We start from the raw sequence: 19,733 nt of genomic DNA on the forward strand, positions 1-19,733 counted from the left end.
TCAGCTCCTGCGGTTGCCGCCGACCAGGGCCTTGCCGGTCGGGATGCGGATCTCGTAACGGCCGTCGAGGGCGGTGGTGGCGCCTGCCGGGAGGTCGACCCGCCAGAGGCGGGTGCCCGGTGCGTGGCGATCGGCCCCCGTGTCGGCGGCGGGTGTCGTCCAGTCGGCGCGCTCCTCGATCCGGACGTCGGACTCGGAGGTGACCGGAACCCGCTCGTGGACCTCGACGGTGACGGGCCTCGCGAGCCCGTTGGCCAGCTCCACATGGACGCGGTGGTCGAGGACGGTGGTGTTGTTGCGCAGGCCCGCGGTCGACTCGTGGACGTTCGTGCGCCGCGTGACCCGGATGCCCTCGGCAGGCCCGAGGCCGACCCGGCGGACTCCGCCCGGGGCGAGCGTGGGCAGCGCGGCGGTCAGCAGGAAGTCGTCGTCGACGGTGACCTCGACCGGGCCCGCGAGGAGGGCCTGAGTGGTGGAGTTGTCGAGGACCAGCGTCGCGTACACCGTCGGCTCCACGGACGGCACGCAGAGGTACTCGGTCCGCAGACCGACCGGGATCTCGCCGACGGTGACGGTGTGCCAGGTGCCGTCCGAGGGGATGTCGGCGCGGGCGGCGGCGTCGAAGCGGTGGTCGAAGGAACCGGCCGACTCGCGGGGCCGCCTGGCGTGCCCGGGCAGTGGCAGCGCGGCCACCGCCTCGGCGCGCCGGCGGTACTCGGCCGCCACGGGATCGAACGGGGCGTCGGGGAACAGCCGGCCCCTGCGCGTGCCCTGCTCTTCGGGGCCGGACAGGACGAGGGAGGCGTAGTCGAGCTCGGCGCCGCTCGGCCGCGGCGGACCGTTCACCGGCGCCGGAGGGGGTGTCGGCGCGGCTCCGGCGGGCGCGGGGGCCGGCGCGCCGGGTGCCGAGGGCGCAGGGGGAGCCATGCGTGCCAGGGGAGCGGGTGCACCCGCGAAGGACCCGCCGACGGAGCGCTGCCGCTCCTGCGAGGGACCAGGGGCCGGACCGCCGGGCACGGGGAGCGCGCCGGGAGCACCGCCGTAACCCTGAGGCATCGAGGGCATCGACGGCGCGGGCGGCGGTGGCGGTGGTGACGGAGCGGATCCGGGTGCGCCGCCGACGGCCACGGCCGCCCCGCCCCAGGCCGCTGACCCGCCGACGGCCGGACGAGGCCCCGCCGCGTCGTAACCGGAGAACAGGTCGGCGAGCCCCGCCGGAGGCTCGCGCCAGCCGGACGGCGCGGGGGCGTCCTGACGGCGTCCGACCCGGATCGAGCGGAGCTGCGGCAGGTCCGTACGGCGACGGAGATCGGCGGTGGCCAGCGCGACGCGCACGCCGGTCCAGTCCTCGCCGGTCCGCTGGGCGACCGAGGCGCGCAGCACCAGGCGTCCGGTGCCGTCGCCCTGACGGTGGCGCAGACGGTACGTGGGCACCCAGACGGCACCGGGCACCCCGTACTCCACCTCCACCTCGACCTCATCCTCGACGTCGAGGTCAGCCTCACCGTCAGGGTCACCGGTACCGGTACCGGTCACGTCGAGGGTCAGGACCGCGCAGACCGAGGTCTCCACGTGTGAGGGCGGGGCGTCGGTGGACGCGCGGTCGAGCCGGTCGGCGGCGACGGTCAGCTCGTGCTCGGCGACGCGCAGCGCCTCCTCCAGTTCGACGAGGCGGGCGTGCTGCGCCGTCAGCCGGCCGTCGACGAAGTCGGCGAGCTCCAGCCAGGCGTCGACCGGGGCGCGGCGGTGCGGATCCTCGCGCTTGCGGGCGGGCGCGATGGGGCGGAGGGACTGGACCTCGGCGATGCGCTCCCGCTGTCGGTCCCGGCGGCCCAGCGCCGCCTCGTACACGTCGCGCAGCAGCTCGACCTCGCGCCGCGAGGCGTCGGACGCCCCGGTGCCGAGCGGCTCGGCCTCGACCTCCACCCGGGCCTCGGTGACCCGGACGTGGCCGCTTCCCCGGACGCGCGCCCGCAGGGAGCCGGGGTCCATCGAGCGCGGCAGCCCCGTCACCCGTATCCGGCCGTCGGAGGGCACGGAACCCCGGGCGAGGCGGACGCAGACCGCCCCCTGTGCGTACACGACGACCGAGTCGAGTGCCGACCCCCACCGCCCTACTTCCCCAGCCGCCATGTGCTCCGCTCCCCGCCGCGTCGATGCCGACCGAAGCCTACGTCGCCGGCCGGGGAGGACGGGCGGGGATTACGGTGAAGCCGACCGCGCGGGGGCTCGGCCGGACAGAGGACGAGCTAGGGCTGGGCCAGGCTCCGGAAGAGAGCGTCGATCTCCGTCCGGTCGGCGACCAGCGCGAGGGTGTCGAAGGACATCCCACTCACCGCCCGGGCCGAAGCGCTCCACGATCCCGAACGGGATGTCCCTGCCCTTCGATCCGGAGACCGTGCCGTGCCACTCCACGTAGGTCGTGGTCCTGCCGAAAGCGGCCTGGCCGGACTTGAAGCGGACGTCCGCCGTGCCGAAGAACCGCTGCAGGTAGGCCCGCTTGCCGGCCTCTGTCCTCAGCGGAGCGTCCAGCCCCGGCCCCGACAGCCGTACGTTGCCCGTCCGGGCGAGCAGGGCGTCGACGCCCTCCCCGTTCCATGCCGCCAGGCGGTCCGGGATCTCCACGGCCCGCAAGCGCTCGGGCGCCGGGCCGCGGGAAGGGGCCGGGCCGGAGTCCGCGATCCCGGCGAAGAGGCCCTCGGGCACCTGCTCCGGGAGCGTGTCGCGGAACAGGGCGTAGCGGTCGTAGCAGCGGCGGTTCCACTGGCCGAACATCACGACACCGCCGTCGGCCACCACGTCCGTGCCCAGGTAGCGCAGGCCGGGTGTCGAGATAGGCCTTCACCCGGGGGTGACTCAGGTCCCCGACGGCCGGCGGGGCGCCGGTCGGCAGCTCACCGAAGGCGATCTGGCGCTGCATGAATGCGCCGCCCCCACCACGACTCCCACCAGACCACGGCGACCCGCGAACATTCCGTACCTCGTCTCGTTCCCGCCCGATGCGGCCCGTTGCCGCTCGGGTCCACCGAGGCGGGGGCCGATTACTCCTGACGTAATGAGGAGCCTCCCGGAGCCTCGATCAACCGCCTGCTCCCCCACGCTTCAGGGAGCCACGGCGTTGGCCGAAGTTCGCCCACGTCCGCTGAATGTCGCCGCGCCGACAAGGGGCCCTGCCCTGTCACACCCCGCCCACCAGGCCGTTTCACACTCCCGGCACAGGATGAAAGAGGTCCACTCGTCGCCCGTCTGGCTGTGGGGAGTGGCGGGGGGTGAGGCTGCGCACGACTGTTGGTGAGGAAGGGCCGCCGATTCTCTATTCGTAAAGGAGACCGCTATGGGTTCTGAAAGGGGCAGGAACCAGCCCTCGGTCGACGTCGAAGTCGACAACGCAGGCCGCATCATCGTCAATGCGCCGGAGATTGCGGCGCAGCTACGAGAAGCGAAATCGTCCTCACCCGCCATGGCGCGAACCGTGATCAACAATGGTTGCAACCTCGTGCCCATGTGTGGCTTCACCCCGGAGGAGTAGCCAGCGGTCGACCGAGACCCACGTGCCTGCGGCCGCGACTGGCCGGCCGCAGGTGACTCCAACTCCTCTCCTGTCGAACACTGTTCGCCTTCGTCAATGCATCGGGGTGTGATCCATGAGTAATTCCGCCGGCTCGTCCAGTCGCGCGCAAGAAGCCTTCCAGGAAGAACTCGTCGCATCATTCACGGATGAAACCCTGCACTTGATCATCCTTCCAACTGAGCAATGCAATTTCCGTTGCACATACTGCTACGAGGACTTTGCGATCGGTCAGATGGATGTGTCCACCGTGCAGGGCGTCAAGCGGCTGTTGGACAGAAGACTGGATGGGCTGCAGCGCCTGAGCATCTCGTGGTTCGGCGGCGAACCCCTCTTGGGGCGAGGAGTGGTGGAGGATGTGTCGGCCCACATCACCGAAGCAGTGGCTGCCAGGCCGGAGCTGCGGTACGAGGCCGATATGACCACCAATGGCTATCTCCTCGATCTTCCGACGACGGAGAAGCTGACAGCGCTCGGCATCCGCGCCTACCAGATTTCCCTGGACGGACCGGAAGCCGTACACGACACCACCCGCGTCAGAGTCAACGGCAGCGGCACCTTTCAGCGCATCTGGAACAATCTGTTGTCGATCCGGGCCAGCAGGGTCCCGGTGCGTGTCACTCTCCGAATCCATCTCTCGCCCGCCACCTTGCCATATATGCCGGACTTCCTCGCTCGGGTCCGTGACACGTTCCTTGACGATGAACGCTTCTCCGTCAGCCTCAGGCCGGTCGAACGAATGGGCGGCCCCAACGACGAGTCCATTGACATCATTTCAGGGAGCGCACGGGCCAGAATCATCGAGGACCTCGAGGAGGTACTCGGCGCCCGGCCGTCCACCTCGCGAGAAACCGAAACAATGGATGTCTGCTACGCGGCACGTCCGAACTCGTTCGTCATTCGGTCCAACGGCAGCATCGCGAAGTGCACCGTGGCGCTCAATGATCCGGCGAACAGCGTCGGACACCTGCTGCCTGACGGCACACTCCGGATCGACAACGAGCACCTGATGCCTTGGGTACGCGGATGGGCACGCCGCGACCGGGCCTCCGTGCGCTGCCCCTACGTCGGCATGCCGCGTTCGGCACCGCAGCTCCTGCAGATTGGTTCCGGCCCTCGGCCACGAGTCGACGCGCGGAGCAAGCCGAGCGCGGATCCGGTCCTGCGAGGGCGCGGCCAATCAGAAGTGGCAGCCGGTCGGTTGATGAGGTGAGTCACCCCTGTCCGGCGGATGCCACGGCTCCGCCGGACAGGCGCCCTGGGGTCCGTCCGGCGCCGCGGTGCGGACCGAAGCGGATCCCTGCCGGTCTCAGCCGACCCGGGCGGCGATGGTGCGCGCGCAGTCCAGGGACTCGGTGTGCGTCGTGTCCACCTCCAGGTCGTAGAACACGTCCTTGTGCACCGACTCCGCCTGCGTCGCCGCCATGCCCGGGACACGGTCTCCCCGCGCGACCTCCCGGCCGGCGGCGGTCGCGCTCGCGCACCGCACGCCCACCCACAGCACCGGCACGTCGCCCAGCGCCGTCCGCCACCGCTGCTGGGAGGCCGACCCGCCGAGGAAGACGTCGTCGATGATGATCCGCGCGCCCGCACGGGCCATCGTCGCGACGCCTTCCCGCCAGGCCGCCTCCAGCGTGAGGAAGTCCGCCCCGATGCTGACCTCGCCGTCCGCCGCGAACGCGATTCCGTCGTCCGAGGCCTGCATCCGCGCGGGCAGGGCGTCGACGAACGAGTCACAGCCGAAGGCCAGCCAGGGATCGGGCAGCACCGATTGCAGACACCTCACGATCCCGGACTTTCCCGAGCTGGAACCGCCGTTGAGGATGATCATCTGAGTCGTCACCGCGTCACAGTAGGGCGTCCGGCGCGCGGCGGGAAACGCGTTTTCGCCGGACTTCCCTCCACTGCGGGACCTACTCTTCCTCGGGTACGACAGATGCCGTCCGGCCACCCGTGGAGCAGCTCCGATGATCACCTGGCGCAGGCTCGGCGAAGCGGACTTCCCGCAGGTGGGGGAGTGGCTGTCCCAGTCGCACGTCGCACGCTGGTGGAACCACGAGACCTCACCCGAGGCCGTCGCGCGCGACTTCGGCCCGGCCGCCCGGGGCGAGGAGGCGTCGGAGGACCTGCTCGTCCTCCTCGACGGCCGGCCGATCGGCCTGATCCAGCGCTGCCGCTTCGCCGACTTCCCGGAGTACGAGGCCGAGCTGGCGGCCGCCGAGGTCGAGGTTCCGGACGGTGCGATGACGCTCGACTACCTGATCGGCGTTCCCGGTCTGACGGGTCGGGGCCACGGTGCGGAGCTGATCCGGGCGGTCGTCGCGGCGACCTGGACCGACCACCCGCGGGCCACCACGATCATCGTCCCGGTCCACGCGGCCAACCGCCCGTCCTGGCGAGCCCTGGAGAAGGCCGGGCTTCGCCGTGTCGCCGAGGCCTCCCTCGAACCCGACAACCCGATCGACGACCGTGCCCACTACGTGTATCGGATCGACCGCCCTGGCGACTGACCCGCCCTAGTGCTGTGACGGGGAAGGTTCACCGGGACGGGAAGTGAGGGGTTCGACCGTCCCGTGCGGGCCGTGGTGCCGCTGTCAGTTCAACGTTGAGTGCCGGCGATGAGAGCGTCGACTTCTTTGGCGAGGGCGGTGATGTCGACGGTCTGGGCGGTGTCGATGATCAGAGCGTGCCCGCCCGGTCCGAGCGGTCCTGGGTGGGCGGCCCAGACAGCGACGCGGTCGCTGACCTCCTTGCGGGTGAGGTCCTGGTCGGAGTGGCCTGGGTGGCGTTTGCGTGTCCGGAACCGTTCAGCGACAAGTTCGGTATCGCAGTCGCAGGACACCTCGACCAGCTGGGCGTCGAGGTGGTGGAGCCGGGCGGGGGCGGTGTCGCGGTGCCACCAGTTGACGAGGACGGCTCGCCCGGCGTCGGCAGCGAGTGCGAACAGGATGTCGTCGCCGGCCCGGCTCAGTCGGTGACGCCATGCCTGATCGCCGACGCCGAGGGAGTCGCAGAGCGATTCCAGGATCACGTCTTTGTCGATGACCGGCAGGCCGAGTTCCGCGGCGAGCCGCGGGCCAGGGTGCTCTTGCCGCTGGCCGGCATACCGGAGACGATCACGAAGGCGTTGTCGATCGCCACGTCAGTGTGTCGCAGCCCGATTTCCTGGCTGCCTGGGGTGGTGGGAGTTGCTCGGGCAGCCCACGGACCCTGACCGGGTGCGCCACCCTGCCTCCCCACGATGGTTGGAAGCGTCGTCACTTCCGGCCAGCACACCGAGCGACCCGGTGAACGTTCACGGTCACAGCACTGGCGACCACCTGGCCGACCCCGCCGAGAGGTGACGGCAACCGGGCCGCCCTCGGGCTACCCGCGGCCCCGTGGTCGCCACCCGGCCTCCGCCGGCACGGACCGTCGTCCCGCCTCGGCGAGCGCTTCGAGCAGCGTGGTGAGGGCGGGATGGCCCGGCGCGCCCTCACGGACGGCCGCCTGGACGGTCCTGACCGGGCGCGGGTTCCGTACCCTGCGCAGCACGACGTCCGTACGGCGGCGGCCCGCGCCGAGCCGCGGGACGAGGCCGACGCCCAGACCCGCCGCGACGAACCCCAGCGCGGTCGCGTAGTCCTCGCTGCCCGCCACGAAGTCCGGGCTGAACCCCGCCGCGGAGCACGCCCCGAGCACCACGTCGAGGCACGGCCCCTGAGGCTCGCTTCCGACCCACGGCTCGCCGGCGAGCTCGGCCAGGTCGAGGACGCGCCGCGCGGCCAGCGGGTGCCCCGGCGGCAGCGCGACGAGGTACTCGTCGTCGAGCAGCCGGACGAGGCGGAGGCCCGGGGCCGGGTCCTCGCGCGGCCTGACCACGACCGCGACGTCCGCGTCTCCCCGGGCGACCTCGGCGAGCGCCTCCTGGGGATCGAGCAGCGTGAGGTCGATCCGGACGCCCGGGTGCTCCCGGCGGAGCCGGGCCAGTGCGGGGGCCACCAGCGCGGGACCGACCGAGCCGAAGTAGCGGACGGCGAGGCTGCCGGTCCGGCCGGCCCGCAGATCGGCCAGGGCGGCTTCGGCCTCGGTGAGGTTGCGGCTGATGGCCGCGGCGTACTGGGTGAGGAGCAGGCCCGCCTCCGTCGGCCGTACCCCGCGGCCGGCCCGTTCGAGGAGTGCGGTTCCGGCCTCCCGTTCCAGGGCAGCCACCTGCTGGCTCACCGCGGACGGCGTGTACCCCAACTCCGCTGCCGCGGCGGTCACCGATCCGCTGGTGACCACGGCCCGCAGGATCTGCATCCGCCTCACATCAAGCATGTAGCTCAGCTTAAGAGTGATGAACCATCTTGTGATGGTGCTGAAGGGTGAGGGGGCGGCATCGTGGTTCTCCTCAGCCGGACGGGGTCCTGGGAAGGGGAGACCGAGAGTGAAGAGTGCCGAGGGCGGAGTGCGGGCCGGGGCCCGGATGGGCGTACTCGCTCTGTTGTGGGGCTCGACCTTCCTCTGGATCGAGCTGGCCCTGCGCGCCCTGTCCCCGCTCCAGGTCACCGTGGCCCGCTGCCTCCTCGGCGCGGGCACGCTGCTCGTCCTGTGCCTGGTGACCCGGCTGCGCCTCCCGCGCGGCCGGGCCGTCTGGGGCCATGTCTTCGTGGCGGCCTTCTGGTGCAACGCCCTGCCCTTCGCCCTGTTCAGCCTCGGCCAGAAGACCGTCGGCTCCGGACTGGCCGGAGTGCTGAACGCGACGACCCCGCTCTGGTCCCTGCTGCTCGGCCTCGCCCTCGGTACGGAGCGGGGGCTCCGCCCCGTCCGCACGGGCGGCCTGCTGCTCGGCTTCACCGGCGTGGTGGTCATCTTCGCGCCGTGGCAGGGCACGGGTCGGGTCGGCTGGGGCGCCCTGGCCATCGTCGCGGCGGCGGCGAGCTATGCGGTGGGCTTCGCGTACATGGGCCGGCACCTCGTGGGGCGGGGCCACGCGACGCTCTCCCTCTCCTCGGCCCAACTCCTCGCCGCGACCGTCCTGACCGGCCTGAGCCTGCCGCTCGACGGCCGGCCCCCGGCCCACATCGCCGCGGAGAGCCTGATCGCGGTCGTGATCCTGGGGATCTTCGCCACGGGGATCACGTTCCACCTCACGTACCGGATCATCGCCGCCGAAGGCGCCACCAACGCCGCGACCGTCGGATATCTGCTGCCCGTGGTGTCGCTGGTCCTGGGATTCGTGGTGCTGGACGAGCCCTTCAGCCCGCGCGCGGCGGCGGGCATGGTGATCGTGCTGGTGGGCGTGGGCATGACGCGCCGCAGGAATCCGGCGCCCGGGAGGACCCGGCCACCGGCGCCGCGGTCACGGTCGTCCGTACGCGGCTGACCGCTGCCGAGAGCAAGGTCATGCAGCGCCGAGGGCCTCGGCGAGACGTACGACCGGACGGCCCGACACCCCGGTCAGCACGCACTGCTGATGGTCGGTCAGAGCAGCCGCCGCGACCACCACCAGGACCATGTCCGCCTCGGCCTCCTCGCAGACCTCGGCGAGCTCACGGACCTTGCCGCTGCTCAGCAGCGTGCGCGAGGAGTACGGAAGAGCCATCTTCCCGACGCCGCCGGCCGAGACGCCACGCCGCTGCACGACCCGCCCCACGACCCGGGCGCCGCGCGCTGTCAGCTGCGCGTCCGCCTCGTCCATGACCGCGGCGTGCTGCTTCTCCTTCGCGGAGAAGTAGCCGACGAGGACGACGCGGGCCCCCGCAACCGCCACAGGGGGATCCGGCCGGCCGGCGGGAACCCGTCTCGCGCGACGAGCCGGACGGCGCCGACCGCGGCCTCGGAGCTGATGCACGCCCGCAGGCTACGCGCGCCGCCGCCCGCCGTGCCACGCGGTAACGCGCCGGCCGGGGTCCACGCCGCCTCAGCCGTCGCAGGACTCCAGGAGCGCCCGCCCGTGCCTGAGCAGCAGTTCGTCATCGGCGCAGCGGTAGCGGATCCTGCCCGTGCCGCCCGTGTTGTTGTGGCGGCGGACGGCGGCGAGCTCCTCGCGGACGACCGGGACGGCGGACCGGGCCGCGGAACCCATCCGTGCCCACACGCCCGCCACGTCCGGCCGGTTGTCGACGTGCGCGGACCAGGCGTGCAGCAGCACGGGCAGGGACTCGTCCTCGTCGCGGCCCGCCTCCCACAGGGCGGTCGCGAGGGCGCCCGCGACCCAGCCGCCGTTCTCCTCGGGGGACGCGACGAGCCGGCGCAGCTCGGGCAGCAGACCCGCGGCCTCGGTCCCCACGCGGGCGATCAGCCGCAGCGCGTCGACGCGCCCCGACCAGTGGTCCGCGGTGAGCCCCAGGGACAGGACGGGCAGAACGTCCTCTGTCCCGCCCCCGGCGGACCAGAGCGCAGCCGCCGCGTGGACACGGAGATGCGTGTCGCCGTCCCGGGCCAGCCGCCGCAGCTCCGGGAGGGCCTCGCGGGCCGGCTCGCCGAGCTCGGCGAGTGCCTGCACGGCGTCCCGGAGCACGGGACGGGCCGTGTCGACGGGTGCCCGCAGGATCCTCAGCGCCGGTCCGACCGCCTCGGCGACACCGGTGGCGACGGCGGCCTTCAGGAGGTGGTCCGTACGACGGGGCTGCTTCCCGGGGGCGATCCGGGCCAGCCTCCCGAGCAGCACGGGAGCGAGCTCGGCGGCCGCCGCCGGGGCCATCCTGCCGATCCAGTCACCGAGGTCCTCGGGCACCTCGCCGAACCGCAGCACGTCGACGAGCGCGGGAACGGCCCGCGCGTCGCCCTGTGCGGCGAGCGCGCTCACCGCCGCCCCGTAGGACGTCTCGCGCCACCGGGCCTGCGGGAGGAACTCCGGTCCCGCCGCCACCCGAGCGGCCAGCGCGTCCGCCGCGGGGCCCCCGATCGCGTACAGCCGTTCCAGCTCTGCGGCAGCCCACCGGACGATCCGGTGGTCCGCCTCCCGGAGCTGCTCGCCCAGGAGTCGTACGGACTCCTCGTGGGGCCCGCGCCAGCCCGTGAGGAGCAGGCCGCCCATGTCGATCGCCTCGCGCCGCTGTCCCCAGTCGGGACTGCGCAACTGGTCCTCAAGGAGCGAGAAACGCTCGGCGACCCGATCCCCCAGGGCATGGTGCAGCTCTCCGAGCAGCTCCGTGGCCCAAGGAGCCTTCACCGAGCCGCGCTGGGACGCCTTGAGGCGGCGGAGGTACGAGATGAGGGTCGGACTCCCGACCTCGGCGCCGGCCCCGGCCCCGACGCCCTCTTCCTCGGCCTCTTCCTCCAGCGCCTCCCGCATGGCATCGAGGGCGATCCCTGCGGCCCGCTCCGGAAGTGGCCCGGACGGCGAGCAGCGCGCCAGCTGTACGAGAGCCGACAGCCGCAGCCCCGGGCCACCCGGCCCGTCCCCACGCGTGAGCAGGTCGGCCAGGACGGCACTCGACGCCTCGGTGGACTTCCCTTCCCGGACGCCCAGTTCTCCCACGGCCGCAGCCAGCGCCCGCAGGACGCCCCCGTCCCGCTCCACCGCGAGCCGCCGCCGCAGGACCGCCAGCACTTCCTCCGGATCGCCGTGCAACTGTACGAGCGCCCCGGGCACCGCCCGCCGCAGCCGGGGGTCGGGATCCGCGAGGACGTCGAGGAGTACCCCGCTGCGGGCCCGGGTGTCCGACTCGGCGCGCGCGAGGGTCTCCACCCAGGCGGCGTACTCGTCCTCGTCGTCGGACCAGAAGTCCATCTGCTCGGGGTCGCGGCCGTCGCCGTCGATGCTGCGGAGCAACTCGACGATCTCGCCCCGCCCCGGCAGCCCGGCCGTCGCGACGAGCTCGAAGAGGAAGGGGACGCACGCAACTGTGCTGTCGTACACGTCCTCTTGGTGATGCACCGCGCCGTACATCCCGTCGAGCGCGATCTCCCGCTCGGCCGCGTCGGCCGAGGCGAGCCCGCGCAGGAGCTCCGGCACGTCGGAGGCGTCGCCGTACGCATGATCCATGGACGCCCAGTCGACGTCGTCGATCCCCGTGAACATGATCACCAGTGTGCCGGAGTGCCGTAGTCGTCACGGACCGCGGCGGGTCTCGATGACGAGGACACCGAGGAGCAGGAGCGCGCCGGGGAGCGCAAGGGCGTGAGTCAGGGGGCCGGCAGCGGTCCGAAGGTCTGCGTGGCGAGCTTCTCCGCGTCCTGCGGGCCGACGATCCGGCCGGATCGCGGGACGCGCCTTCGCCCAGGTGCGGGCGGTGGCGTCTCGGTGACCGGGTCGAGGGACGTGATCACCGCGTCCTGACCGACGACGTCGAATCCCTCGCTCTCGCAGCAGTCACCCACGGCGGCGGGCTGCGCGGAGGGGTCGACGCCGTCGAGGAGGACGGTCGGCGAGCCGGTCATGCTCCAGCGTGCGGCCTGGGCCTCCGACTCCCAGAACTCCGCAGAAACCGGCGCCGCGCTGCGCGAGCCGGCCCAACGAGCGTCCCCGCACGCCGGCCCGGAAGCTCATTCGACCACATGTTCGATATTGGGTTTATGCTGGACCCATGACGGCATCACGACCTGCCTTCCCCGGCCTCCAGGGCTCCCTCTTCGACCAGGGCGCCGACACTGGACCTGGTCCCTTGGGCGGCCTCCGGCGGATCATGCTCGGCGACGGCGACGGCGACGGCGACGGCGACGGCGACGGCGGCGGTGGAGCAGGCGCGTGGGTGGACCATCTGCCCGGCTGGTTCCACGGCGCCGATGCCCTCTTCGAGGAGCTGGCGAGCTGCGTGTCGTGGCAGGCCGAGGAGCGCGAGATGTACGACCGGGTCGTCGCGGTGCCGCGCCTCCTCGCGTACTACCGCGAGGGCGACCCCCTCCCGCACCCCGCGCTCCTGGAGGCGCGCGAGGCCCTCAACGGGCACTATGCGCCCGAGCTCGGCGAGCATTTCGTCACCGCCGGGCTCTGTCTCTACCGCGACGGGCGCGACAGCGTCGCCTGGCACGGCGACCGCATCGGGCGTTCCGCCACGGAGGACACGATGGTCGCCATCCTCTCCCTCGGAGATCCTCGCGATCTCGCGTTCCGGCCGCGCGGAGGCGGCCCCGTCGAGCTGCGCCTCCCGTTGGGGCACGGGGATCTCGTGGTGATGGGCGGCTCGTGCCAGCGCACCTGGGAGCACGCCGTCCCGAAGACGACACGGGCCGTCGGACCGCGCATCAGCGTGCAGTTCCGCCCGCGAGGCGTGGCCTGACCGCCGTGGCTCTGCTGTCCCTCTGATCCGCTTCGACTGTGCATGATTCCTGACCCATTGGAATGGGCATGCCAACCGCGCCAACGTGCGCCGGCGTGCGCCGCCCAGTCCAGGTCAGGGAGTCGGAGTGAGGATCAAGCGCCACCTCGTCAAGGGAGCACTCACCCTAGGTAGTTCGCTCGCGCTGCTGGTAGCCCTGCCGGGCAGCGCGTTCGCCGCTCCGCCCCCGGCTCTGCCCGCGAACGCGGACGGCCTGGAGCAGACGTTCCAGCCGGCATACGACTACGACACGGACGGCTGCTACCCCACGCCCGCCATCGGGGCGGACGGCACGATCAACGGTGGACTCAATCCCTCCGGCGCCCTCAACGGCCAGTGCCGCGACTCCTGGGACCTCACCAACACCAACGGGTACGCGCGGTACAAGTGCAACAACGGCTGGTGCGCGATCATCTACGGCCTGTACTTCGAGAAGGACCAGGCCGTGGCCGGAAGCGGACTCGGGGGACACCGCCACGACTGGGAGCACGTCGTGGTGTGGGTGCAGAACAACCAGGCGCAGTACGTCTCCACATCCGCCCACGGAGGCTTCTCGGTGTACGGCCGTGACCGGATCCGCTGGGACGGCACCCACCCCAAGATCGTCTACCACAAGGACGGCATCAGCACCCACTGCTTCCGCCCGGCCAACTCGAACGACGAGCCGCCGGAGAACCACCAGCACACCTGGCAGTTCCCGAGCCTGGTCGGCTGGAACGGGTACCCCGCCGGCCTGCGCGACAAGCTCACCCAGGCGAACTTCGGCAGCGCGGTCTTCGGGCTCAAGGACGGCAACTTCGCCGCCCACCTGGCGAAGGCGAAACCGTCGGGCATCCCCTTCGACCCCTACGCCTGAGAAGAGGGGCTCCGGTCGCCGCCGAGCAAGGCGTCCATGTGCATGTCCCGGCGCTCGGAGCCCACTTCCTGCCACCCCCGCAGCAACCCCTCCCGCCTCGTCGTCGGATTGCTGGCCTGGTTGTTTCCCGTGGTCGACGGCGCGAGGCCGGACGGGCGGCGGCCCAGCGACTCGGCTGCGGCCGGGGCAGGTGGCGGCGTGGGCGGGGGTACCACCCGGCCCGCTGAACCGAAGGCGCCGACGACGACACCGGAAGCGGATGCCTCCTCGTCGGAGACCCCCGTCTCCCCGGCCCTCAGCGGCCGTACCCCCCGAAGGCTGGGGGAAAGCGGCGTGGTTCCACCAGCAACGAAGAGGAACCGATCCTCGACGGGTCGGAGTGGGCAAGGAGGCCCGTCTGCGGCGTGCCTGAAGCGTCGCGCCACCGGTGATCGCGTTGTCAGTGCCGGTGGTTAACGTGATCACATGAGTTCATCCCTGAGTGTGTACCTGATCGATCCCGTGGCCGCGCGCGCCTTCGTCGGGTCGTGTGACGACCAGTTGCTCCAGGTCGTTCGCGAGAGCTTCGGTGACGACCTGGCGTCCGACGACAGTTGGTTCTCCTCCGAGATCGCGGACGGCGCCCCCACCGCGTACGAGGCGCTGCGGACGGTGGTGTACGGCGGGCCGTTCCCCGAGAACAGCCAGTACGCCTTCCAGTACGGCTACGCCTACAAGCGCCTCTGCTCGCTGACCGGGTCCTTCCTCGACAACTCCTGCTTCAGTCCGTTCCGGGGCGACTGGCTCGACATGGTCGACGAGGGGCTGCGCGCGCTGCGGATCACCGCCGTCTCGGTGGCGGAGTTCGGCTACTCCGGCGGCTTCCCCAAGGGCGTCCCGTCCTATGACCTGCCGCGCTGCGGCGAGTGGACGCACGAGCAGTGCCTGGAGGCCCTGGCCCAGTTCGAGGAGACCAAGAAGGCGGGCCATGCGCCGCCTCTGGAGCCCGAGGTCGTCGACGCCGTCATGGACGTGATGGGCTGGCTCGGCCACGTGGCGTCGCGCCCCGGATTCGGTGTCGTGGGCTTCGTTTCCTAGGACGTGCGAGTTCCCGCGAAGCGACCCCGCCCCGGTTTCAGGGCCCGGCGAACGGCCAGGCCTCGATGTCGCGGTAGCGGATCGGCGCCGGGCCGCGGCCGAAGTTGCTTCCGACCAGGTGGAGGCGTTCCGTCCGCCATCTGCGGCCGGTGAAGCCGGCCAGCTGGGCGGCGACCTCCGTCACGCTCGCCGGGTCGTCGCGCCGCGCGCGGGCCAGTGTCAGATGGGGGCGCAGAGGGCGCTCCTGGAAGGTGATGCCGCACTCCCGCACCACGGTACGCACCTCGGCGGCGAGCTGCTGAAGGCCGTCGACGTCCCCGTCGATCCCGCTCCACAGCACGCGCTCGTCGAAGTGCCCCCCGCCCAGCAGCCCCAGTTCCAGGGGGCGACGGTTCGCCGCCAGGCGCGCGAGCGGCGGCCGAAGGAGCGGCACGGCCGCGACGGGGAGCTCGCCGAGGAACGCCAGCGTGATGTGCCAGTCCTCGATCCGGTTCCACCGCATGCGCGGGTACGCCTCGTAGGCCGGGCCCAGCGCGTGGGCCAGCTCGTCCTTCGCCTCGTCGGGCGGCGCGAGCGCGATGAACACGCGTACCGTCTCGGCGGGCTCGGAGTGGGTGGCCCCACCCGCTGGCTCAGTCATCTTCCGGTTTCCGTTTCCCGCTCGTGCTGTGTCGACGGGAGCCGCGTCCCTGCCGTCCCGCCGGCCCGCAGTCCCCTCGTCGCACGAGGCTATGTGGTCTGCGGGGCGCGAGTGAAGGCGGGGCCGCGCGGGGGCGGGTGGGGGCCCCGGGCGTTCCGATGTCGACCGTCGGTCCGTGATGCCGCCACCATCGGATTTCCGTCCTAACGTTCAACAATATTGCGCGAGTTGAGTTCCCGGGGGACGGTGACGTACGGACGGCGTCGCGTCGCGTTACGGGTGGCGGTCGCCGGATGCTCGGGCCGCGGGGCGGAAGCCCCGGTCCGGCCGGGGCGACGACGGGTCCGAGTGCGACGAGAAGCGGGGCCGGCGAGCCGGCGGTACCTGATCCCAAGCCCCCCTCGACCGCGACGGCCGCGCGGGACGACCAGTACACCTCTCCCGAGGGGGCGCTGCCCTCCTGCCAGGGCCGCCACTTCCTCTACCGGATCCAGCGCGGCGCGGTCCGCTGCGAGGGCCGGCTCGGCGACATCGTGTGGGCGATCCGCGATCCGCGATCCGCGATCCGCGATCCGCGATCCGCGAGGCAGACGGGGCCGGTATGCAGGGGATTGGCCGGACTTGGAGGAGGGGTTCGGGAGAGTCGGGGGAACTGATGTTGCCGGAAGGGTTGTCAGTGCAATTTCACATTACTATGTTACAGCGCACACGGGCTGATGAACCGCCGTCATACACCGTGCGAACCAGAGCTGTTCTTGCTTGTCGATCCCCGCACTTACCCCCCTCACCAGCAGGAGTTCTGTTGTCCCTCCACAGACGTGTGCGCTCGTCCCTGCTCGCCTCCGCCATCGCGGTCACCCTCCTCTCCTCCGCCGGCCAGTTCTCCGTGTCCGCGGCGGACACGGAGAACCAGCCCGCACCGGCGTCCCCGGTGGCCGGTCCGGCTGCGCCGCAGGCCAAGCCCGTGGCCAACCCCTTCGACGAGGTCGAGCACCTCGCCACCGCTCCCGGCAAGACCTTCGGGCCCGCGCCCGCCCCCGGCGGTCTCGCCGCCGGCCGCGTGGCCGGAAAGGCCAAGGCCACCGGCACCGCCGAGGCGACCGAGACCTCCACGGCCGCCACCAAGTCGAAGGCCAAGGCCGCCGACTCCGCCGCGCGGACGACCGCCGTGGCCGCCGGCGCCACGGCCGCCGGCGTGCCCTGCACGCTCGACGGGATCACCGGTCTCTCCCCTGAGCAGTTCACCGACTTCCTCGCCGACCCCGCGGTCACCTCCGACGGCTGTCTCAGCAAGCTCATCTGGACGTGGGACGCCCGGCTCGTCCCCGTGATGTCCGACGCCCACGTGCAGGCCGTCGCCCGTCGCATATCGAGCCTGGCCGCCTCCCACGACGGCAAGAACTCCTCGCACCTGGAGGAGATGTTCACGTACCTGCACGCCGTCGTGTACCACGACTTCTCGCGCGGCGAGATCGACACCACCGACGCGCCCACGGTGAACGCGATCACCCAGGCCGTCACCGCCTTCGGCAACGCCCCGCGCACCTTCGACGTCACGAAGAGCAACGCGACCGCCCTGCGCGAGGCCCTCTACGCCGCGAGCGGCCCCGGCCTGCGCCAGCACCAGCTCGGCCTGGTCAAGCGGGTCCTGGCCACCATGGACCCGTCCCACACCGCCACCAACCAGGACCCGGCCTGGGCGGGTGCCGCGCTCGCCGCGCTCTCCGTCAACTACCTCGGCATCTACCCGGGCAACCAGGACACCGGCTTCCACGCCGCCGCGGCCGCCGACCCCTCGTACCGCGCCGCCTTCAAGGCCTTCGCGTCCTACGGGCACCTGAAGGGCACCGCCAACGCCTGGGTGGCCCGTGACGCCCTCAGCGAGTACGGCCGCTTCGGCCAGATCGCGGTCCTGAAGACGGAGATCGTCGCCGGACTCGGCGAGACCTTCGGCACGGTCGTGAACACCTTCGGCAGCGGCAGCCAGCAGTGGGCGAAGGTCGTCTCGTGGCTCAACTTCTACGAGGCGTGCAAGCCGTACGGCGTGTGCAAGGAGGACATCGAGAAGCAGATCTTCCCGTACACGTACACCTACGACAACGGCGCCATCAAGGTCCGCACCGGACTCGACCGGGCCACCGTCGACCAGCTCTACTACGCCAGCAAGCTCGTCAAGGCGCAGTTCCACCGCGTCCTCGGCAGCGAGCAGCCCGTCACCGGCGACACCAACACCACCCTGAACATCGTCCTCTACGCCTCCCGCGCGGACTACGAGAACTACCACCCCGTCCTGACCGGCATGGACACCAACAACGGCGGCATCTACATCGAGCGCGGCGCCACCTTCTACACCTACCAGCGGCGCGTCCCGCAGGACTCCTCCCTCACCCTCGAGGAGTTGTTCCGCCACGAGTACGTCCACTACCTCAACGGCCGCTACGCCGTCCACGGCTCCTTCGGCGAGGGCCCGTGGTACCAGAACGACCGCACCACCTTCATGGACGAGGGCACGGCCGAGTTCTTCGACGGAGCCACCCGCGACAACGGCATCGCCGTCCGCAAGTCGCTCGTCAAGAGCGTCATCGGCGACACCGCCGACGGCGGCCCCCGCATGAGCGTGGGCCAGATCGTCAACGCCACCTACGCCGGCGACGGCTTCCGCTTCTACAGCTACGCCGGCACCTTCTTCGAGTACCTCTGGACCGAGCGGCCCGGCTACCTGCGCGAGATGTACCGGCACCTGCGGGCCAACGACGTCCAGGCGTACGACTCGTGGCGCAACCGGATGGCCGCCGACGCCAACATCCAGCGCGAGTACAACCTCTTCCTCGACAAGCAGATCGCCAAGGTCGACGACCTGTTCGTCCCGAACACCACCTACACGCCCAACGACCAGCTCCGCGACTCCGCGCTCGCGAACGTGAAGTCCACGTTCGCCGCCGCCACCTACAACACCCCCGACTGCGTCGAGAACGGCGACCCGGGCAAGCGCCGGTTCACCTGCACCGGCCGGATCACCGCCAACCTGTCCAACTGGGCCAGCGAGGACCAGAACTTCAAGGACATGTCCGAGACGGTCGACTACTTCATCCTCGACCGCGCGGGCGCCGCGTCCAACAACCTCGCCGACATGAACTGCTCCTTCGGACCGATCGACATCTGGTCCTCCAAGGCCGCGGGCACGTCGAGCTTCAGCTGCGAGGGCCCCCTGCGCAGCTGACCACCCCCGTCGTCCGGGCCGGCCTCCCTCACGGGGGAGAGGCCGGCCCGGCTTCCGCGTTTCCGCATCACCGGCAAGTTCCCCCGAAACCGCTTCCCGGAGGCCGTACCTCGTGAGCACCACCCCGCACTCCGTGCGCACCACCGACTACCACGCCGCAGGCGAACCCTTCAGGATCGTCGACCAGGACCTTCCGCCGGTCCCCGGCGACACCGTCGCCGAGCGGCGCGCCACCGTCATCGGCGCAGGCGGCACGGCCACGGACCCGCGCCCGGGACCCCTCGACGACGTGCGCCGTCTCCTCGTCCAGGAACCCCGCGGACACGCGGGCATGTACGGCGGGTTCGTCGTCCCGGCCGACGACGACGGCGCCCACTTCGGCGTGCTGTTCTGGCACAAGGACGGCTACTCCACGGCGTGCGGCCACGGCACCATGGCGCTCGGCGCCTGGGCCGTCGACTCCGGCCGCGTCCCGGCCCCCGACGACGGCGACGTCGCCGTCAGGATCGACGTACCCTCGGGCCGCGTCACCGCGACCGTGCACCGCGCGGCCGGACGCACCACCGGCGTCACCTTCCGCAACATCCCGACCTTCGTCACCGCACGGAAGGTCCCCGTCACGACCTCCTTCGGCAACGTCGAGGTCGACCTCGCCCACTCCGGCGCCTGTTACGCCTCCGTCGCGGCCCGCGACCTCGGCCTCGACACCACCAAGACGGCCCTGCCCGCGCTCGTCCGCGCCGGCCAGGAGATCCGCGCCGCGCTCGCCGGCCACCCGGCCACCCGGCACGCGGGCGACCCGCGCCTCTCCGGCGTCTACGGCGTGATCCTGTACGAGGACCTGCCCGAAGAAGCAGCGGCCGACGACGGCCCGCGCCAGCGCAACGTCACCGTCTTCGCCGACGGCCAGATCGACCGCTCGCCCTGCGGATCAGGCACCTCGGCGAGGCTCGCCCTGCTCGCCGCGGACGGGCGCCTCGGCCCCGGCGGCACCCTGACGCACGAATCCGTGGCAGGCACCGTCTTCACCGGCCGGCTGCTCCCCGGAGGCATCACCGAGGTCACCGGAAGGGCGTACCGCACCGGCACCCACACCTTCCTCGTCGAACCGGACGACGACCTGGGGACGGGGTTCCTGCTGTGAC

18 protein-coding genes are annotated in these 19,733 nt (G+C 71.7%); 9 read left to right on the forward strand and 9 right to left on the reverse strand.

Annotated features, from left to right (window positions below; genetic code table 11):
• A complete protein-coding gene (locus tag DEJ46_RS37170; protein ID WP_150273461.1) occupies window positions 1-2,133 on the reverse strand; it encodes a DUF4139 domain-containing protein in 2,133 nt (710 codons plus the stop codon).
• 69 nt (window positions 2,134-2,202) lie between these two features.
• Window positions 2,203-2,799, reverse strand: coding sequence for a hypothetical protein (locus tag DEJ46_RS37175; protein WP_150273463.1), 597 nt, complete (start codon window positions 2,797-2,799; stop codon window positions 2,203-2,205).
• Window positions 2,800-3,334: 535 nt separating this feature from the next.
• Here DEJ46_RS37175 and DEJ46_RS37180 point away from each other — a divergent pair.
• Both DEJ46_RS37180 and DEJ46_RS37185 read left to right on the forward strand, forming a co-directional pair.
• Window positions 3,335-3,529, forward strand: coding sequence for a hypothetical protein (locus tag DEJ46_RS37180; RefSeq protein WP_150273465.1), 195 nt, complete (start codon window positions 3,335-3,337; stop codon window positions 3,527-3,529).
• Between the two features lie 115 nt (window positions 3,530-3,644).
• Entirely contained in the window at window positions 3,645-4,781 is a 1,137-nt protein-coding gene (locus DEJ46_RS37185; protein WP_150273467.1) for a radical SAM protein, read from the forward strand.
• Window positions 4,782-4,877: 96 nt separating this feature from the next.
• Here DEJ46_RS37185 and cpt read toward each other — a convergent pair whose 3' ends face one another.
• Window positions 4,878-5,399 (reverse strand): chloramphenicol phosphotransferase CPT, encoded by a 522-nt coding sequence (gene cpt, locus DEJ46_RS37190; RefSeq protein WP_150275103.1) that lies wholly within the window; start codon window positions 5,397-5,399, stop codon window positions 4,878-4,880.
• A 136-nt stretch (window positions 5,400-5,535) separates the two neighbouring features.
• On the opposite strand from cpt, the gene DEJ46_RS37195 reads away from it, so the two are divergent.
• The gene (locus tag DEJ46_RS37195; protein WP_150273469.1) at window positions 5,536-6,078 is read left to right on the forward strand and encodes a GNAT family N-acetyltransferase; all 543 of its coding nucleotides are present in this window, start codon (window positions 5,536-5,538) and stop codon (window positions 6,076-6,078) included.
• Between the two features lie 89 nt (window positions 6,079-6,167).
• On the opposite strand, the gene DEJ46_RS37200 is transcribed toward DEJ46_RS37195, so the two are convergent.
• The gene (locus tag DEJ46_RS37200) at window positions 6,168-6,599 is read right to left on the reverse strand and encodes a hypothetical protein (protein ID WP_150273471.1); all 432 of its coding nucleotides are present in this window, start codon (window positions 6,597-6,599) and stop codon (window positions 6,168-6,170) included.
• 335 nt (window positions 6,600-6,934) lie between these two features.
• A complete protein-coding gene (locus tag DEJ46_RS37205; protein WP_190623080.1) occupies window positions 6,935-7,867 on the reverse strand; it encodes a LysR family transcriptional regulator in 933 nt (310 codons plus the stop codon).
• Between the two features lie 148 nt (window positions 7,868-8,015).
• Between DEJ46_RS37205 and DEJ46_RS37210 the strand changes: the two genes are divergently transcribed.
• Window positions 8,016-8,915 (forward strand): DMT family transporter, encoded by a 900-nt coding sequence (locus DEJ46_RS37210; RefSeq protein WP_223835545.1) that lies wholly within the window; start codon window positions 8,016-8,018, stop codon window positions 8,913-8,915.
• An 18-nt stretch (window positions 8,916-8,933) separates the two neighbouring features.
• Here the strand turns inward: DEJ46_RS37210 and DEJ46_RS37215 are convergent, their stop codons facing one another.
• The 3 genes from DEJ46_RS37215 to DEJ46_RS37225 form a co-directional block, all read right to left on the reverse strand.
• A complete protein-coding gene (locus DEJ46_RS37215) occupies window positions 8,934-9,302 on the reverse strand; it encodes a hypothetical protein (protein WP_223835372.1) in 369 nt (122 codons plus the stop codon).
• Window positions 9,303-9,452: 150 nt separating this feature from the next.
• A complete protein-coding gene (locus DEJ46_RS37220; protein WP_150273473.1) occupies window positions 9,453-11,558 on the reverse strand; it encodes a HEAT repeat domain-containing protein in 2,106 nt (701 codons plus the stop codon).
• A gap of 104 nt (window positions 11,559-11,662) precedes the next feature.
• A complete protein-coding gene (locus DEJ46_RS37225) occupies window positions 11,663-11,917 on the reverse strand; it encodes a hypothetical protein (RefSeq protein ID WP_150273475.1) in 255 nt (84 codons plus the stop codon).
• Window positions 11,918-12,063: 146 nt separating this feature from the next.
• Here DEJ46_RS37225 and DEJ46_RS37230 point away from each other — a divergent pair, with 146 nt between their 5' ends.
• The 3 genes from DEJ46_RS37230 (at window position 12,064) to DEJ46_RS37245 (ending at window position 14,728) form a co-directional block, all read left to right on the forward strand.
• Entirely contained in the window at window positions 12,064-12,756 is a 693-nt protein-coding gene (locus tag DEJ46_RS37230) for an alpha-ketoglutarate-dependent dioxygenase AlkB (RefSeq protein ID WP_150273477.1), read from the forward strand.
• Window positions 12,757-12,889: 133 nt separating this feature from the next.
• A complete protein-coding gene (locus DEJ46_RS37235; RefSeq protein WP_411757848.1) occupies window positions 12,890-13,651 on the forward strand; it encodes an NPP1 family protein in 762 nt (253 codons plus the stop codon).
• A gap of 465 nt (window positions 13,652-14,116) precedes the next feature.
• Window positions 14,117-14,728: a hypothetical protein gene (locus DEJ46_RS37245; RefSeq protein ID WP_150273481.1), complete on the forward strand. Its 612-nt coding sequence runs from the start codon at window positions 14,117-14,119 to the stop codon at window positions 14,726-14,728.
• 37 nt (window positions 14,729-14,765) lie between these two features.
• Here the strand turns inward: DEJ46_RS37245 and thpR are convergent, their stop codons facing one another.
• Window positions 14,766-15,368, reverse strand: a complete 603-nt coding sequence (gene thpR / locus DEJ46_RS37250) for an RNA 2',3'-cyclic phosphodiesterase (protein WP_150273483.1) — start codon at window positions 15,366-15,368, stop codon at window positions 14,766-14,768.
• A gap of 802 nt (window positions 15,369-16,170) precedes the next feature.
• On the opposite strand from thpR, the gene DEJ46_RS37255 reads away from it, so the two are divergent.
• Both DEJ46_RS37255 and DEJ46_RS37260 read left to right on the forward strand, forming a co-directional pair.
• Complete coding sequence (locus DEJ46_RS37255; RefSeq protein ID WP_223835373.1) at window positions 16,171-18,588, forward strand: collagenase; 2,418 nt, start codon at window positions 16,171-16,173, stop codon at window positions 18,586-18,588.
• A gap of 112 nt (window positions 18,589-18,700) precedes the next feature.
• Entirely contained in the window at window positions 18,701-19,732 is a 1,032-nt protein-coding gene (locus DEJ46_RS37260; protein WP_150273487.1) for a proline racemase family protein, read from the forward strand.
• Window position 19,733: the final 1 nt, after the last annotated feature.

The sequence above is a fragment of the Streptomyces venezuelae genome (assembly GCF_008642375.1).
Classification (GTDB): domain Bacteria; phylum Actinomycetota; class Actinomycetes; order Streptomycetales; family Streptomycetaceae; genus Streptomyces; species Streptomyces venezuelae_G.

Excerpts from the sequence above, each read along its gene's own strand:
- DEJ46_RS37170 (WP_150273461.1), bottom strand. The coding sequence starts at position 2,133 with ATGGCGGCTGGGGAAGTAGGGCGGTGGGGGTCGGCACTCGACTCGGTC.
- DEJ46_RS37180 (WP_150273465.1), top strand. The coding sequence starts at position 3,335 with ATGGGTTCTGAAAGGGGCAGGAACCAGCCCTCGGTCGACGTCGAAGTC.
- DEJ46_RS37185 (WP_150273467.1), top strand. The coding sequence starts at position 3,645 with ATGAGTAATTCCGCCGGCTCGTCCAGTCGCGCGCAAGAAGCCTTCCAG.
- cpt (WP_150275103.1), bottom strand. The coding sequence starts at position 5,399 with ATGATCATCCTCAACGGCGGTTCCAGCTCGGGAAAGTCCGGGATCGTG.
- DEJ46_RS37195 (WP_150273469.1), top strand. The coding sequence starts at position 5,536 with ATGATCACCTGGCGCAGGCTCGGCGAAGCGGACTTCCCGCAGGTGGGG.
- DEJ46_RS37205 (WP_190623080.1), bottom strand. The coding sequence starts at position 7,867 with ATGCTTGATGTGAGGCGGATGCAGATCCTGCGGGCCGTGGTCACCAGC.
- DEJ46_RS37210 (WP_223835545.1), top strand. The coding sequence starts at position 8,016 with ATGGGCGTACTCGCTCTGTTGTGGGGCTCGACCTTCCTCTGGATCGAG.
- DEJ46_RS37220 (WP_150273473.1), bottom strand. The coding sequence starts at position 11,558 with ATGTTCACGGGGATCGACGACGTCGACTGGGCGTCCATGGATCATGCG.
- DEJ46_RS37225 (WP_150273475.1), bottom strand. The coding sequence starts at position 11,917 with ATGACCGGCTCGCCGACCGTCCTCCTCGACGGCGTCGACCCCTCCGCG.
- DEJ46_RS37230 (WP_150273477.1), top strand. The coding sequence starts at position 12,064 with ATGACGGCATCACGACCTGCCTTCCCCGGCCTCCAGGGCTCCCTCTTC.
- DEJ46_RS37245 (WP_150273481.1), top strand. The coding sequence starts at position 14,117 with ATGAGTTCATCCCTGAGTGTGTACCTGATCGATCCCGTGGCCGCGCGC.
- thpR (WP_150273483.1), bottom strand. The coding sequence starts at position 15,368 with ATGACTGAGCCAGCGGGTGGGGCCACCCACTCCGAGCCCGCCGAGACG.